A 15,880-nucleotide genomic window follows, 5' to 3' on the forward strand; every position below is an offset into this window, starting at 1 on the left:
AATCTTTTAGGGGCGCGGGGAACTGCGCAGTCTTTTTTGGGGGGTCGCGGAGGGCCCGTCACCCGCGTGGACCCCGACCGGGCGCCCCCCGCGGAGCCCCCCGCCAGGATGCGGGCATGGGTCCTCACATACGGAACACGCGACACACGCGGTACGTACCGTACGTACGACACTGCCGCACCGCACTGGTCGCAGCCCTCGCCTCCGCACTCCTCACCCCCGTCTCCGCCGTCTCGGCCACCGCCGCCAGCCCGAGATTCCCGGCGGGCACGTTCGACGGGTCCCGGCCGGCGGACGCCACCATCCACCGCTTCCTGCCGGACGCCCTCCCGCCGGACGTCCCCCTGCGGGACGCCCTCCGGCCCGGCGGCGGCCCCGACGGTTCCGGCGACACCCCCACCTGTCACGCCCCCCACGCCCCCGGTCTCGCCGCCCGCCTGTCGCACGACCTGCACGCCGCGCTGTCGTCCAGACGCGGCACGGTCTCCGTGGCCGTGCGCGACGACCTGGGCCTGGTCTGCGAACTGGCCGGCGAGCGGCAGTACGACTCCGCGAGCGTCGCCAAGGTGCTGATCATGGAAGGGCTGCTGCGGCGGGCCGAGAAGCTGGGCCGCTCCCTCACCCGCTGGGAGGCCGCGAACGTACGCCCCATGATCGTCCGCTCCGACAACACCGCCGCCCGGCGCCTGTGGGCCGCCCAGGGCCACAGCCACCTGAACGGCTTCCTCGCCCGGGTCCGTACCCGCGCCACCGTCCTGGGCCCCGGCGGCTACTGGGGCCTCACCCGCACCACGGCCACCGACCAGATGCGCCTGCTGGGCGTCCTGACGAACACCCGTTCCTTCCTCCGCACCCGCGCCTACGGCCTCAGACTGCTCGCCGACGTCCGCGCGGACCAGCGCTGGGGCGTCCCCGCGGGCATGCCGCGCGGCTTCAAGGCGCACGTCAAGAACGGCTGGCTGCCCCGCTCCACCCACGGCTGGCGCGTCCACAGCGTCGGTGCCTTCTCGGGCGAGGGCCGTGCCTATCGGATCGTCGTCCTGACCCACGACAACCCCACGAAGGCGTACGGCGTCCGCACCATCGAACGCATCGCCCAGGTCGTGCACCGGGGCCTCGGGCAGGGACGCGGTCCCGGCCGCGCGCTCACCCCGGAGACACCGCCGACCCCGGAGAGCCCGCAGACGCCGGAGACGCCGGAGACGCCGGAGGCGGCGGTCAGCGAGGAACCGGACGGCTCGGCTCCGTACGAGCCGCTGCCGGGCTGGGACGAACCGGAGCAGGACGCCACACCCTGACCGCCACGGCGTACGCGGCGAACCCGACGGCCAGCCCGGCCCCCGCCCCGAAGCAGACGGTGGGAATCAGTTCCCAGGGCTCGGCCCGCGACCCCCAGTGGTCCCACCACCGCGTCGCCCGCCGCACGGCCGCCACCGTCGCGCAGCCACCGATCAGGGCCCCCGCGAGCCAGCGGTCACGCACCGAGAGCACGGGCACCCCCACCGGTTCGGCGTCGGTCTGCTGCCGCAGGGCCACCACCAGGAACACCGCGATCACCACGGCCGCGAGCGCCGAACCGCCGTACTGCAGGTACCAGTACAGGGGAGAGCCCGCGATCTCCCGCCCCAGCACGGGCAGGAGCCGCATGCCCCACCGGTCGAGATGGGTGAACGCGTCCCACACGACATGGGTGAGCGCCCCGGACACCGCGGACACGTACCACCACAGGACGAGCGAGAGGCGCGGACGGGCGCGCGGCGCACCGCAGCGCAGGAGGGCGCCGACCCGTCCCTGGCGGCCCCGCGGCAGCAGCGCCACCAGAGGTTCCCGCAGCACCAGCCAGGCGCCCACGAGCGCCCAGGCGACCAGGACGTCGAAGGTGAACACTCCGGTGAAGGAGTGCGTGAAGTCGCCGAACTCCATGGCCTCCGGCAGCACGCTCGCCGCGTAATAGGTCATGTCGGGCGCGAACGAACCGGCCACGAGCACGGCCGGAACCAGCCGGCCCCGTCCGGATCCGTCGGCGCGCACCGCGGGCAGGACGGCCGCGGCATGGCTGAGAGTGAACGGCAACTGGGCTCCCCGCGAAGGACGGTGACCGGAGCCGACGGATCCGGTGGCACTCTGGATGGGTGCGACGGATGCGACGGACCTGACGGTCTCTGAACGATCCTGGCCGTTCCTTGATCGGTGACGCCCATGGTGACGCCCAGTATGAGGGAACGGTTCCCGGCGATTCCGCATCCTCGTAAGGGCACGGGGGTCGGACAAACGGGATATGGCCAACCGGTGAAGACCGGGTCCGAACAGGTATCTACGCGGCAGAAGTTGTCGTAGGGTCGCCTGGGTTGCCGTATGGGGGCACACGGCCGCACGAGCGGACAGCAGGGGAACGCGCGGAGCACGGACGGACGTCCACGGGAGGGATTCACGCAATGGCGGCGCAATTCGGCAGGCGGGTCGTCAAGGGGGCGGCAACCACCGCCGTGGCCGCGGTCGCGGTCGCGGCTCTGTCCGCATCCCAGGCCCCGGGCGTGACGGACACCGCGAAGGGCCGGCAGAACACCAACTCCCAGCCCTCGCCCGATGTGAACGCCGACGACAGCGCGACCGGCAACTCGCCCTATTACACGGACCTCCCGCCGCTCAACACCCCGACACCGTCACCCAGCGAGAGCAGTGACATCCCCGGTTCGGGGGGCGACACCGAAGCGGGCATACCCGCCACCGTCCTGGCCGCCTACAAGAAGGCCGAGACGTCGCTGGCCGGGTCCAAGCCCGGGTGCAACCTCCCCTGGCAACTCCTCGCGGCCATCGGCAAGGTCGAGTCCGGGCACGCCCGCGGCGGCCGTGTCAACGCCGACGGGACGACCAGCTCGCCGATCCTCGGCCCGGTCCTCAACGGCGTCGGCTTCGCGCGGATCACCGACACCGACGGCGGCGCGTACGACGGGGACACCACGCACGACCGCGCCGTGGGCCCCATGCAGTTCATCCCCTCCACCTGGGAATGGTCGGGCCGCGACGGCAACGGCGACGGCAAGAAGGACCCCAACAACATCTACGACGCGGCCCTCGCGGCCGGTCACTACCTGTGCCGGTTCAACTGGGACCTGTCCGACAGCGGCGACCTCAGGCGCGCCATCCTCAGCTACAACAACTCGACGGACTACCTCAACACCGTCCTGTCGTGGCTGGAGTACTACCGCAAGGGCACCCACGAGGTCCCGGACGGCACGGGTTCGCTGCCCTCCAACCGCAGCGACAACGGCATCGGCACCGGCGGTGGCACCGGCGGCGCGAACTCCGGTACGACGCCTCCGGCCTCCACCCCGCCCAGCAGCCAGAAGCCGGGCGGCGGCACCACGAGCCCGAAGCCGAAGCCGCCGACCACGACTCCGCCGGCCACGACCCCGCCCGCCACGACGCCTCCCCCGACCCAGACGCCCACCGAGACGGTGGACCACCTGGAGGACGCGGGCACCGGCAAGCTCACCGCGACCGCGGGCGACACCTTCGCCGAGAAGATCAGCGCCCGCACCGAGACCAAGGCCGGCAAGGCCGTCGCGAAGGTCCGGGTGCGGTTCACCATCACCGGCGACACCGACACGACCTTCACCGGCGGTGAGAGCGTCGCGACCGTCGTCACCAACGCCTCCGGTGTGGCGACCGCCCCCGCGCTCCTGGCGGGCGAGAAGACCGGCGGCTTCAAGGTGCGCGCCACCGTCGTCGGCCGCACCGTCTCGGGCCTCGACTACGCGGCGACCGTCACCGCCCGCCAGGCGGACGCCCTGGCCCGCACCACCGACACCGCGCTGACCTGCGTCCCGGGCGGCGAGTTCGCGGACCAGGTCGAGGTGAAGGCCACGTACAAGGGCGCCGTCGCGGACGGTGTCGCGGCGACCGCGACGCTCATCAAGGCCGCGGACGACGCGACCGTGAACGACAAGGGCCCGTACTTCAAGGACGCGGACGACAAGCCCCTGCGCACCCTCACGGGCCTCAAGACGGGCAAGGACGGCCTGTTGAAGCTGCCGAAGCTGTTCGCGGACGACACGGCGGGCACGTACCTGCTGCGGATCACCACGACCGGCGGCGCGACCCTGACCGTCGAGCTGAAGGTGGCGGCCGCCGCCTCGTAGTCGCGAAGCCGCGTCAGCCGCGCCCCCTCACCCGTCGGTGAGGGGGCGCGGCTTGTTGTGCGCGCAACGTGTTCTCATCTGGCCCGCCCGTTGCTACGGTGCCCGACCTGACGATGTATCAGTTCCATGGAGTCCGTTCCGCCTGTGCCGGGAGGCCCGCATGCGCGCCCTGATCGCCGCCGCGACCGGTCTGGCCCTCGCGTTCGCGCTGGTCCTCCTCCTCACGGCCCTGGGTTCACCGGCGGGCGAGACCTCACCGGAACCGCTGCTCACCACCGTCCCGAGCCACCCGTAGCGCACAGCCGTGCACGCCTGTGGCGCACATCCGTGAAGCACACCCACAACGCACAGGGAGGGCCGCCGAGATGCGCCGCAAGGCCAGCCTGATCCTGCTCGCCCTCGCCGTGTTCTTCGCGGCGCTGTCCCCGCTGCTGCGCTGGTACGCCTTCCCGCGCGTGGCCAAGGTCCCCGCCGGCCAGTACCAGGACATGGTCCTGGAGGCGAAGGACGCGACCCTTCTCGACTACGGCACGATGACCGCCGAGAAGGTCGACAAGGTGACCGTCGTCCAGACCCTCAAGGGCAACGTCGAGGCCTCCGAGCGGATCGAGAGGACCGCCGGCCGCGATGTCGTCGTCTGGGACGGCCTCTCCTACGTGGAGGGCCCCGACGGCGAGATGGTCTCCAGGATCCCCGAGCGGTACATCTTCGACGCGCACACCCAGGAACCCGTCCACGCCACCGGTGAGAGCGTCGACGGCGACCCCGTCAGGCGCGAGGGCATCGAGTTCAAGTGGCCCTTCCTCACGGAGAAGAGGGACTACGAGTACTTCGACGCGCAGGCCCGGATCACCGAACCCATCCACTACAAGGGCACCCAGGACTTCCGGGGCGTCGAGGTCTACTACTTCGAGCAGACGATCCCGTGGACCAAGGTGCCCTTCCCGAAGACCATGCCCGTCGAAGGCATCACTCCGGAGTCGCTCGCCGGGACGGGCACGACCCGCTGGTACACCACGGTCCGCAAGTTCTGGGTCGAACCCGTCACCGGGGCGCCCGTCTACGGAGAGGAGATCCACCGCGAGGAGCTGCGCGGCGGCACCCTCCTGGGCGACCGCGACAAGGTGACCGCCTTCGCCGGCCACGTGAAGATGCGCGAGGACTACATCCGCTCGACCGTCGACCTGGTCAAGTCCCAGCGGCTCGTCGTCGCGCTGATGTCCTCGTACCTGCCCTGGGGCTTCCTCTTCCTCGGCGTCGGACTCCTGGCGCTCTCCCTCTACCTGGAGGCCCGTGGCCGCCGCCCCGGCGACCCGTCACCGACGCAGGCCCGGGAGCCCGCGCCGCTGAGCGCCTGAGGCGGGTTCAGCCCCTGCTGAGGCGGGCGTTCGTGTGCCGGGTCGGCCGCGCGCCCGCCGGGTCCTCGGGCCAGGGGTGCTTCGGATACCGCCCGCGCAACTCCGCCCGTACGCTCCGGTAGCCGTCCTTCCAGAAGGACGCGAGGTCCGAGGTGACGGCGGCCGGGCGCCCCGCGGGCGACAGCAGATGCACCTGTACGGGCACCCCCGCGACCTTCGGCGACTCCTGCGCCCCGAACATCTCCTGCAACTTCACCGCGAGCACCGGCCGCTCGGGGTCCGCGTAGTCGATCCGGATCCTGGACCCGCTCGGCACCTCGAACCGCTCCGGCGCCAGCTCGTCGAACCGGGCCGCCTCCCCGGACGCCCACGGCAGCAGCCGGCCGAGCGCCTGCCCGGCCTGGACGCGCTCCAGGTCGGCCCGCCGCCGCGCCCGGCTCAGCTCCGGTTCCAGCCACTCGTCCACGCGCGCGTGCAGCGCGTCGTCCGACACGTCGGGCCACGGGGCGCCGATCCGCCGGTACAGGAACCCGAGCCGCTGCCGCAGCACCTCGGCGTCCCGGGACCACCGCAACAGCCCGAACCCCTCCGCCGCCAGCCCTTCGAGCAACGCCTCCCGTACGAGTCCGGGGTCGGCGTTCCGCAGCGGTCGTACCGCCAGCTCCACGGCTCCCAGCCGCCGGACCCGCCGCGCCACGACGTCCCCGCCGTCCCAGCGCACCTCGTCACCCTCCGCGTACAGGGTTCCCGCCGCCTCGCGCGCGACCTCCTCGTCGATCACGGCCGCGAGGCGCACGCGCGCGTGTCCGGCGTTCAGCGGCCGGTCGGCGACCGCGACGGCGATCCAGGAGGCATCCCGCAGCGCACTGCCCTCGGCCGCCTCGGCCCGGGTTCCGGACACCATGAGAAAAGACCCCCCGTGCCGCCGCCCCACCCGCTCAGGAAAAGCAAGCGCAACAACAACCCCCACAGCATGATCATCCCCACCCCCGGCCCCGTAAGGGGCGCGGGGAACGGCGCGCCCAGCCACAACGGACCCGCACTCGTCGAGCGACGTCGGCTCTTCAGGGGCGCGGGGAACTGCGCGACCGGCCGCGGCGGACCCGCGGTCGTCGAGCGACGTCGGCTCTTCAGGGGCGCGGGGAACTGCGCGTCCAGCCACAACGGACCCGCACTCGTCGAGCGACGCCGGCTCTTCAGGGGCGCGGGGAACTGCGCGACCGGCCGCGGCGGACCCGCGGTCGGCGGACGGCCGTCCGGACGCGCCGGGCGCGGCCTTCGGCGTCGAGACGGCCCGCAGTCGCCGCACCTCCGCCCGCCACCGCCCGGCATACGCGTCACCCCCACGCCGCGCGACCCGCAGACAACCGGCGAGGTCGTCGCCGTACTCCCGCGGCGGCTCCTCGCTGAGCAGCGCGACCACCTCGGCCGCCAGGTCGGCACCAAGGACCGCCCCGGCGTCGAGCAGCGCCCGCCCCAGCCGCGGGTGCAGCCCGAGCCGGGACATCCGTACCCCCCGATCGGTCGGCCGACCGTCGGAGCCCACCGCCCGGATGGCCTCCAGAACACCCCGGGCCGCCGCCATGGCGCCCGCCGGCGGCGGGTCGAGGAGAGACAGCCCGGAGGCGTCGGGATCGCCCCAGCAGGCCGCCTGGAGCGAGAACGCCGTCAGGTCGGCGACCTTGATCTCCGGCGAAGGGAAGCGCGGCAGACGCCCGTCCTCCGCCTCCGCCCAGCACCGGTACACCGCTCCCGGAGCCTCGCGCCCCGCCCGCCCGGCGCGCTGCCTTCCGGCGGCCTGCGAGGCCCGAACGGTCGTCAGCGCGCTCAGGCCGCGCGCGTGGTCCACCCTCGGCTCGCGCGCCAGCCCGGAGTCCACGACCACCCGCACACCCGGAACCGTCAGCGACGACTCGGCCACCGACGTGGCGAGGACCACCCGGCGCCGCGTACCGCCGGACAGCACCGCGTCCTGCACGGCCGTCGGCGCCCGCCCGTGCACCTGGAGCACCTCGACATCACCGAATCCGTCGAGCCCGCCGAGCTGCCCCGCGACCCGCGCGATCTCCCCGACGCCGGGGAGGAAGCACAGGACGTCCCCGTCCCGCTCGGAGAGCGCCCGCCGCACCACCGACGCCACATGGGTCAGCAACACCGGATCCACCCGCATCCCATGGGGTGGCCGCACAGGGCGCACGGACGGCGCCCACACCACCTCGACCGGATGGGAGACGCCCGCCGCCTCGACCACCGGCACATCGCCGAGCAGCCGGGCCCAGCCCTCGGCGTCGGTTGTCGCCGAGGCGGCCACCAGCCGCAGCTCGGGGCGCAGGGCGGCCCGGACGTCCAGCAGGAACGCCGCCGCCGTGTCCGCGTCCAGATGGCGTTCGTGGCACTCGTCGAGCACGACCACGTCGACGCCCGCCAGTTCCGGGTCCCGCTGCAGCCGTTGCAGCAGCACCCCGGTCGTGACGACCTCCACGCGCGCGCGTGGCCCGACCACCCGCTCCCCGCGGACGGTGAAGCCGACGCTCTCCCCGACCTTCTCGCCGAGCAGCCACGCCATCCGCCGGGCGGCGGCCCGCGCCGCGATCCGTCGCGGCTCGGCCACCACGACCCGCCGCGCGGGACCGTCGCCGACGAGCCCGGCCAGTACCAGCGGCACGAGGGTCGTCTTGCCCGTGCCGGGCGGCGCGACGAGCACCGCCGCGCCATGGGCCTCCAGGGCGTCGCCCAGACCGGGCAGCGCACCGCGGACGGGCAACAGGTCGAGGGCGTCGTAACGGATCACACGATCACATGCTCGGTACGGGTCACCCGCTCAGTCTCTCCCCCCGCCTCAGGCCGGGGGTGCCCCCGTCTGGCTTCGCTCGCAGATCTAACTTCGCTCGCACACGAAGATCGCCGTGCCCGGGATCAGGTTTCCCCGAAGGGGCGACCAGCCGCCCCACTCCTGGGTGTTCCAGGCGGGCCACTCGGGCTCGACCAGGTCGACCAGCCGGAAACCGCCCGCCACCACGTCCCGGACGCGGTCGCCGACCGTCCTGTGGTGCTCGACGTACACCGCGTTCCCGTCCTCGTCCTGCTCGACGTACGGAGTGCGGTCGAAGTAGGAGGAGGCCACGCTCAGCCCTTCGGGCCCCGGCTCGTCGGGGAAGGCCCAGCGGACCGGATGCGTGACGGAGAAGACGAACCGGCCGCCCGGCCGCAGTACCCGGTGCACCTCCCGCAGGACCGTCACGGGCTCGGCGACGAAGGGCAGCGCCCCGTACGCGGAGCACGCGAGGTCGAAGGAGCCGTCCGCGAAGGGCAGCGCCGTGGCGTCCGCCTCCACGAGCCGGACACTGTCGGCCCCGATCCGCAGGGCGTGCTGGAGCTGCCGGTGGGAGAGGTCCAGGGCGACCGGGCGGGCGCCCTGGGCGGCCAGCCAGCGCGAGCACTGGGCGGCCCCCGCGCCGATCTCCAGGACGTCCTTGTCCTTGAGGTCCTCCATCGGGCCGAGCAGCTCGGCCTCGATCTCGTCTAGGCCCTCGGGGCACCACACGAAACGGTCGTCGCCGAGGAACGTGCCGTGCTCGACCTGGTAGTCGTCCGCGTTCCGGTCCCACCAGCCGCGATTGGCACGGGAGCTCTCGGAGCCCCCGGCCGCGCGCCGGGTCGCCTCGGGCTCGGACGCTTCGAGCTCGGGCACCTCGGGTGAGGACGCTTCGGACCGGGACGGTTCGGGCTCTTGGATGATCGGCTCCCTCGTATTAATCTGCGGTCACTTCCGTGCGGTCCGTCGCGCGGAACGTCCTGGCGGCGGTCACGAAAGTGGCACCACGGAATCCGCGTGACCCCGTGGCGGTGCCCGATGTACGGCTGCCGCCGCGTGGGTCTTGTGCCGGGTATGCGGCGATCCGCCCCGGGTGTGCGCCTTCGCGCATTGACCCTGTCCGGCTGCCCCCGTATGCTACAAGTTGCGCTGCGGGCCTGCGCTCCTCAGACGTAGCAGGCTGCGCTCGCATCTGTCGTATGTCCCCTCGGTTTTCGAGGCGCCACCGGCGAGTGTTCTCATCGAACACGGCCCGGATTCGGCGCTTCCTTGGCTGTCCGGCCTTCTTCAGAGCGAAACGGGCTCCCGGCGTAAGCAGTACCTACGACTCACTGTCCGTACCGGAGCCCTTTCCCACATGACGAGCAGCACCGAGACCACCTCTACCACGCCGCAGGTAGCGGTCAACGACATCGGCAACGAGGAAGCCTTCCTCGCCGCGATCGACGAGACGATCAAGTACTTCAACGACGGCGACATCGTCGATGGCGTCATCGTGAAGGTCGACCGGGACGAGGTCCTGCTCGACATCGGTTACAAGACCGAAGGTGTCATCCCGAGCCGCGAGCTCTCGATCAAGCACGACGTCGACCCGAACGAGGTCGTCAAGGTCGGCGACGAGATCGAAGCCCTTGTTCTCCAGAAGGAGGACAAGGAAGGCCGCCTGATCCTCTCGAAGAAGCGCGCCCAGTACGAGCGCGCCTGGGGCACCATCGAGAAGATCAAGGAAGAGGACGGCATCGTCACCGGCACCGTCATCGAGGTCGTCAAGGGTGGACTCATCCTTGACATCGGCCTCCGTGGCTTCCTGCCGGCATCTCTCGTCGAGATGCGCCGTGTCCGTGACCTCCAGCCCTACGTGGGCAAGGAGCTCGAAGCCAAGATCATCGAGCTGGACAAGAACCGCAACAACGTGGTCCTGTCCCGCCGTGCCTGGCTGGAGCAGACCCAGTCCGAGGTCCGCCAGACGTTCCTCACCACCCTGCAGAAGGGTCAGGTCCGCTCCGGCGTCGTCTCCTCGATCGTCAACTTCGGTGCGTTCGTGGACCTGGGTGGCGTCGACGGCCTGGTGCACGTCTCGGAGCTCTCCTGGAAGCACATCGACCACCCCTCCGAGGTTGTCGAGGTCGGCCAGGAAGTCACCGTCGAGGTCCTCGACGTGGACATGGACCGCGAGCGTGTCTCCCTGTCGCTGAAGGCGACGCAGGAAGACCCGTGGCAGCAGTTCGCCCGCACCCACCAGATCGGCCAGGTCGTGCCCGGAAAGGTCACGAAGCTGGTTCCGTTCGGTGCGTTCGTCCGCGTGGACGAGGGCATCGAGGGTCTGGTGCACATCTCCGAGCTGGCCGAGCGCCACGTGGAGATCCCGGAGCAGGTCGTCCAGGTCAACGACGAGATCTTCGTCAAGGTCATCGACATCGACCTCGAGCGCCGTCGCATCAGCCTCTCGCTGAAGCAGGCCAACGAGTCCTTCGGCGCGGACCCGGCCTCGGTCGAGTTCGACCCGACGCTCTACGGCATGGCCGCGTCGTACGACGACCAGGGCAACTACATCTACCCCGAGGGCTTCGACCCCGAGACCAACGACTGGCTCGAGGGTTACGAGTCCCAGCGTGAGGTGTGGGAGAACCAGTACGCCGAGGCTCAGACGCGCTTCGAGCAGCACCAGGCTCAGGTCATCAAGTCCCGCGAGGCGGACGCCCAGGCCGAGGCCGAGGGTGTCGCCACCCCCGGTGCGGCTCCGGCCGCCTCCGGTGGCAGCGGTGGCGGTGGCGGCGGTTCGTACTCCTCGGAGTCGGACGACAACTCCGGCGCCCTGGCGTCGGACGAGGCCCTGGCGGCTCTGCGCGAGAAGCTCGCCGGCGGCCAGAGCTGAAAGCTCACCGCCAGCGGTAGCTAGCTGGTAACCGCGGGTCCGCACCCTCTTGGGTGCGGGCCCGCGGTGCGTTGTCCCCGACCGGCCCGCGGTGCGTTCTCCCCGCCTCGTGCGCCTCGCGCGGGTGCCCGTCGTGGGCATGAGAAGCCGGTAAGAGGCGGCAGCGGAGCGGTGTGAACCGGGAATGCCCCTGTCCTGGCCCGTGTTGTCGCATACGAACACGAGGAGGAGCGGTCACAGTGCTTGATCCGCAGGGTTTGTACGCATGGGAGCCGAAGGGCCTGGCCGTGGTCGACGTGGCACTGGCCCAGGAGTCGGCCGGTCTTGTCATGCTCTACCACTTCGACGGATACATCGACGCGGGCGAGACCGGCGACCAGATCGTCGACCGGGTGCTCGACTCGCTGCCCCACCAGGTCGTCGCGCGCTTCGACCACGACCGGCTCGTGGACTACCGCGCCCGCCGCCCGCTGCTGACGTTCAAGCGCGACCGCTGGGCCGACTACGAGGAGCCCACGCTGGACGTGCGGCTCGTCCAGGACGCCACCGGCGCGCCCTTCCTGCTGCTGTCCGGGCCCGAACCGGACGTGGAGTGGGAGCGCTTCGCCGCGGCCGTCCAGCAGATCGTGGAGCGCCTCGGTGTGCGGCTGTCCGTGAACTTCCACGGCATCCCCATGGGCGTCCCGCACACCCGCCCCGTGGGCCTCACCCCGCACGGCAACCGCACGGACCTCGTCCCCGGCCACCGCAGCCCCTTCGACGAGGCCCAGGTGCCCGGCAGCGCCGAGTCCCTGGTCGAGTACCGCCTCATGGAGGCCGGACACGACGTCCTCGGAGTCGCCGCGCACGTGCCCCACTACATCGCCCGCTCCCCGTACCCGGACGCCGCGTTGACGGTCATGGAGTCGATCACGGCCGCGACCGGCCTGGTCCTGCCGGGCATCGCGCACGGGCTGCGCACCGAGGCGCACCGTACGCAGACGGAGATCGACCGGCAGATCCAGGAGGGCGACGAGGAACTCGTCGCCCTGGTCCAGGGACTTGAGCACCAGTACGACGCCGCAGCGGGCGCCGAGACACGGGGCAACATGCTCGCCGAGCCGGTGGACATCCCGTCCGCGGACGAGATCGGGATGGAGTTCGAGAAGTTCCTGGCCGAGCGGGAGGGTGACGCGTAGCTCGCTCTTCCCGAGCGGCTGCGCGGTACCGCCTCGCGGGCGGGCCGGTGGTCGGCCGCGGGTGCGTGGGGGCTGATCGCGTCGTTCCCCGCGCCCCTTCGGGGCACTCGCCGGGCTTATGCTGCTGGGCATGTTGAAGGTGGGACTGACCGGTGGGATCGGGGCCGGCAAGAGCGAGGTGTCGCGGCTGCTCGTGGAGCACGGTGCCGTGCTGATCGACGCCGACAGGATCGCGCGGGAGGTCGTCGCTCCGGGAACACCCGGGCTGGCGGCCGTGATCGACGCCTTCGGTAAGGAAGTGCTCGCCGCGGACGGCACCCTCGACCGGCCGAAGCTCGGCTCCATCGTCTTCGCCGACGCGGACAGGCTCGCCGTGCTGAACTCGATCGTGCACCCCTTGGTGGGCGCCCGCTCCCGAGAGCTCGAAGAGGCCGCTTCGGCGGACTCCGTCGTGGTGCACGACGTGCCCCTGCTCGCGGAGAACGGCCTCGCGAAGCTGTACGACCTCGTGATCGTGGTCGACGCGAGCACGGAGACACAGCTCGACCGGCTCGTCCGGCTGCGCGGCATGACCGAGGAGGACGCCCGCGCCCGTATGGCGGCCCAGGCCACCCGCGAGAAGCGCCGGGAGATCGCGGACGTCGTCATCGACAACGACGTGCCCCTGGAAACGCTGCGGCGGCGCGTGCGGGCTGTGTGGGCGGACCTCGATCGGCGGGCCCGGGAGGCCGGGCAGCAGGAGGCGTCCTCGGAATAGTGGGTGTCCGCGAGGCGTTGACTCCCCGCAGTGAGGGAAGGAATTTGCCGTGCCCGAGACCAGCGGATTCGCCGGACGTACTCCGGAGACGCATGTCATCGACTTCCGCGCCGCAGAGCAGCTGCTCGCCGCGCGGGACCCCAGGGGCGCGGTGAAGCTGCTCGACAACGTCATCGCCGCCTACCCGGAGAACACGGCTGCCCGGCTGCTGCGCGCGCGGGCCTTCTTCGCCGCGGCGCAGCTGCGCCCCGCCGAGCTGGAGTTCACCATCGTGCTGGAGCGCGAACCGGACAACGCCTTCGCGCACTTCGCGCTGGCCCGCACCTACGAGCGCTCCGGACAGCCGGCGCAGGCCAAGCGCCACTTCCGGCTCGCGGCGGCGCTGGACCCGCAGCCGGAGTACCTGGCCGCGGCGCGGTTCGACTCCTGAGCCGGGTCCGCTCCTGGTCCTGGACCGGGCCCACTCCTCGGCCTCGGTGCGGGTGATGGGCTCGGCCAGATCTAGACGCGATGGTCCGGTGGCGGGTACGGCGGGATGTCGGGGCCCGGCTGATAGTGCGGCCCCTGGCGGAGATGCCTGAGGATCATCGCCAGATCGACGGTGACGATCAGCCACAGCACCCCGCACGCGACCGCCCAGCCCGTCCGTCCGACGAGCGCGAACACGGCTGTCCCCGCGATCGCCCAGACGAACCCCCACACACTCAGCCACAGGCGCGCTCGCAGCGCACTGCGCGCGGTTGTCGGTTCACTGCCCGTACGCATAGGGATCACTACTCCTACCGGAAAAACGTACTCTTCGTAGTGCACATTCACCTGGGGCGGGCGAGCGGACGGGGAACGGCTGTGCTGGTGGAGGAGCTGCGGGCGGACGAGAAGCTCGCCGGATGGCTGAGAGATCTGGAGAGCGGGGGCGCACCGCGCACGGAGGCGGTCCTTCCCGACGCCATCGAGCTGCCGGACGTCCTGCTCGACCTGGCGGTACCGCACGAGTGCGTCAACGAGCTGGTCGCACTGCGCGCCCGGCTGGTCGCGGACCCCGAGGCGTTGACGCTGCTCAGCCTGTGCGTCGACCGGTTCGTACGCGACATGGGGAAGATCGGCGGGGGGTGGGAACCGCCGCCGTTCCCGGAGTCCACCGGGGCGCTGGGCCGTACCTTCCAGGTGTTCGTCTTCATCGCCGCGCTGCCGTACGTGCGCGCCTACCACCGGGAGCGGGACATCCCCGCGGACGTGTCCCGGCGCACCCTCGCCGACCTGGGCCGGAACCTGGCCGTGCACCGGCGGCGGACGGGCACGACAGGGCTGCTGGTGCCGTGGTGGATCGGGCTGCACTTCCACGGGGAGCTGTACCAGCTGGGGCGGCTGCAGTTCCAGCGCGCCCGGCTGGGCGGGCGCACCGGGCAGGCGGCGGCGGACGCGGGGCTCGGCACCGGGCCCGGCGAGCCCTGTCTGAGTCTGCACATCGCCGACTTCAGGGGACCGCTGTCGCCGGAGGCCATCGACCGGTCGCTGGGCCGGGCGCGGGAGTTCTTCGCGCGCCACTACCCGGACGAGCACTACGCGGTGGCGGTCTGCCACTCCTGGCTGCTCGACCGGCAGTTGACGCGGTATCTGTCCGCCGACTCCAACATCGTGCGCTTCCAGGAGCGGTTCCGGATCGCCTACGAGGAGACGAAGGCGGACGACAAGGCACCCGTCGCGTTCGTTTTCGGCGACCCCGAGTTGCCCGTGGCGGACCTGCCGCGGCGGACCGGTGTGGAGCGGGCGGTGGGGGACCATCTGCGGGCGGGCGGCCACTGGTACGGCGGCCACGGCTGGTTCGCGCTGTGACCGTCGGCTGAGCGGACCACGGTTTCCGCGGGCCGACCGCTCCGTGTCCTGGACGCGTCTCACTCGAACGGGTGAGTTGGGCGGACGTGGGAACGTGCGTGCGGACGTGGGCCGTTGGGCGGGTATGACGATCGAGATGCGTGAGGGGTACGAAGGGACGGGGCCCGGCGCCATCACGCCGGACGGCTGCGCAGTCGAGCTGTACTCGCGGCTGCCCGTCGGGGAAGAGCCGGACATCATCGCCTCCGCCGTGCCGGCGGGGGCGCACATCCTCGAACTGGGCAGTGGCGTGGGGCGTATGACCCATCCGCTCCTGGAGCGGGGCTTCACGGTGACGGCCGTGGACGAGTCCGCCGAGATGCTGGAGCGGGTGCGAGGGGCGCGCACGATACGCGGCGCCATCGAGACGCTCGACCTGGACGAGAAGTTCGACGTGGTGATGCTCGCGTCGTTCCTCGTGCACGCCGGAGACGTCGAGGTCCGGCGCGGAATGCTGGACGTGTGCCGGAGTCATGTCGCGGACGGCGGCTGTGTGCTGATCCAGCGCGAGGGCGAGAACTACCACACCGACCTGCCCCGGGAGCGGCACGATCCGAGCGGGTTCACGATACGGATGCTGTCCGCGGAGCCGGTGGGGGACGGGGTCAACTCGGTGCGGGCCGAGTATGCGTTCCCGGACGCCGTATGGACGCAGACGTTCCTTGCCCGGCCGCTCAGCAAGGAGGAGTTCGAGGGGGCGCTGGGAGAGGCTGGGCTGCGGGTCGACCGGTATCTGACGGAGGACCGGGTGTGGGTGCGGGCGGTGCCGGTGGAGGCGTGACCTTCGCGGTCCGCGGGGCGAGTTGCCGTGGGGCGATGAGTTTTGGGAGGGGGGCCGGTCTACCTCTGTGACAGCAACGCGAGCCGTTGCTCCCGGAGAACT

14 protein-coding genes are annotated in these 15,880 nt (G+C 71.7%); 10 read left to right on the forward strand and 4 right to left on the reverse strand.

Annotated features, from left to right (window positions below; genetic code table 11):
- Positions 1 to 116 precede the first annotated feature (116 nt).
- Positions 117 to 1,298: a serine hydrolase gene (locus IE278_RS07640; RefSeq protein WP_189770088.1), complete on the forward strand. Its 1,182-nt coding sequence runs from the start codon at positions 117 to 119 to the stop codon at positions 1,296 to 1,298.
- Here IE278_RS07640 and IE278_RS07645 read toward each other — a convergent pair.
- Positions 1,219 to 2,073 carry a DUF4184 family protein gene (locus IE278_RS07645; RefSeq protein WP_189770089.1) on the reverse strand — a complete coding sequence of 285 codons (855 nt, stop codon included), beginning with the start codon at positions 2,071 to 2,073 and terminating at the stop codon, positions 1,219 to 1,221. The two genes, IE278_RS07640 and IE278_RS07645, sit on opposite strands and share 80 nt — an antisense overlap.
- A 362-nt stretch (positions 2,074 to 2,435) precedes the next feature.
- Here IE278_RS07645 and IE278_RS07650 point away from each other — a divergent pair, with 362 nt between their 5' ends.
- From IE278_RS07650 to pgfA, 3 genes are all read left to right on the forward strand, one after another.
- Positions 2,436 to 4,142, forward strand: coding sequence for a lytic transglycosylase domain-containing protein (locus IE278_RS07650; protein ID WP_189770090.1), 1,707 nt, complete (start codon positions 2,436 to 2,438; stop codon positions 4,140 to 4,142).
- A gap of 160 nt (positions 4,143 to 4,302) precedes the next feature.
- On the forward strand, positions 4,303 to 4,437 hold the full coding sequence (locus tag IE278_RS07655) for an SPW_0924 family protein (protein WP_189770091.1): 135 nt from the start codon (positions 4,303 to 4,305) through the stop codon (positions 4,435 to 4,437).
- A gap of 70 nt (positions 4,438 to 4,507) precedes the next feature.
- Positions 4,508 to 5,500 carry a cell envelope lipid trafficking protein PgfA gene (pgfA, locus tag IE278_RS07660; RefSeq protein ID WP_189770092.1) on the forward strand — a complete coding sequence of 331 codons (993 nt, stop codon included), beginning with the start codon at positions 4,508 to 4,510 and terminating at the stop codon, positions 5,498 to 5,500.
- Positions 5,501 to 5,507: 7 nt separating this feature from the next.
- Here the strand turns inward: pgfA and IE278_RS07665 are convergent, their stop codons facing one another.
- Both IE278_RS07665 and IE278_RS07670 read right to left on the reverse strand, forming a co-directional pair.
- Entirely contained in the window at positions 5,508 to 8,291 is a 2,784-nt protein-coding gene (locus tag IE278_RS07665) for an ATP-dependent RNA helicase (RefSeq protein WP_189770093.1), read from the reverse strand.
- A gap of 87 nt (positions 8,292 to 8,378) precedes the next feature.
- A complete protein-coding gene (locus IE278_RS07670; RefSeq protein ID WP_373311947.1) occupies positions 8,379 to 9,257 on the reverse strand; it encodes a class I SAM-dependent methyltransferase in 879 nt (292 codons plus the stop codon).
- A gap of 415 nt (positions 9,258 to 9,672) precedes the next feature.
- Here IE278_RS07670 and rpsA point away from each other — a divergent pair, with 415 nt between their 5' ends.
- From rpsA to IE278_RS07690, 4 genes are all read left to right on the forward strand, one after another.
- Complete coding sequence (gene rpsA / locus IE278_RS07675; protein ID WP_107017577.1) at positions 9,673 to 11,190, forward strand: 30S ribosomal protein S1; 1,518 nt, start codon at positions 9,673 to 9,675, stop codon at positions 11,188 to 11,190.
- Between the two features lie 239 nt (positions 11,191 to 11,429).
- Entirely contained in the window at positions 11,430 to 12,368 is a 939-nt protein-coding gene (locus IE278_RS07680) for a PAC2 family protein (protein WP_189770096.1), read from the forward strand.
- 130 nt (positions 12,369 to 12,498) lie between these two features.
- Positions 12,499 to 13,125 carry a dephospho-CoA kinase gene (gene coaE / locus IE278_RS07685; RefSeq protein WP_189770098.1) on the forward strand — a complete coding sequence of 209 codons (627 nt, stop codon included), beginning with the start codon at positions 12,499 to 12,501 and terminating at the stop codon, positions 13,123 to 13,125.
- A 49-nt stretch (positions 13,126 to 13,174) separates the two neighbouring features.
- Positions 13,175 to 13,555 carry a tetratricopeptide repeat protein gene (locus IE278_RS07690; RefSeq protein ID WP_107017579.1) on the forward strand — a complete coding sequence of 127 codons (381 nt, stop codon included), beginning with the start codon at positions 13,175 to 13,177 and terminating at the stop codon, positions 13,553 to 13,555.
- Between the two features lie 71 nt (positions 13,556 to 13,626).
- On the opposite strand, the gene IE278_RS07695 is transcribed toward IE278_RS07690, so the two are convergent.
- Positions 13,627 to 13,890: a DUF6343 family protein gene (locus IE278_RS07695; RefSeq protein ID WP_189770100.1), complete on the reverse strand. Its 264-nt coding sequence runs from the start codon at positions 13,888 to 13,890 to the stop codon at positions 13,627 to 13,629.
- Positions 13,891 to 13,971: 81 nt separating this feature from the next.
- On the opposite strand from IE278_RS07695, the gene IE278_RS07700 reads away from it, so the two are divergent.
- Together IE278_RS07700 and IE278_RS07705 are read left to right on the forward strand one after the other, a co-directional pair.
- On the forward strand, positions 13,972 to 14,958 hold the full coding sequence (locus IE278_RS07700; RefSeq protein ID WP_189770102.1) for an acyltransferase domain-containing protein: 987 nt from the start codon (positions 13,972 to 13,974) through the stop codon (positions 14,956 to 14,958).
- 136 nt (positions 14,959 to 15,094) lie between these two features.
- The gene (locus tag IE278_RS07705; protein WP_189770495.1) at positions 15,095 to 15,778 is read left to right on the forward strand and encodes a class I SAM-dependent methyltransferase; all 684 of its coding nucleotides are present in this window, start codon (positions 15,095 to 15,097) and stop codon (positions 15,776 to 15,778) included.
- Positions 15,779 to 15,880: the final 102 nt, after the last annotated feature.

Source organism: Streptomyces tauricus (assembly GCF_014650955.1).
GTDB classification, from domain to species: domain Bacteria; phylum Actinomycetota; class Actinomycetes; order Streptomycetales; family Streptomycetaceae; genus Streptomyces; species Streptomyces tauricus.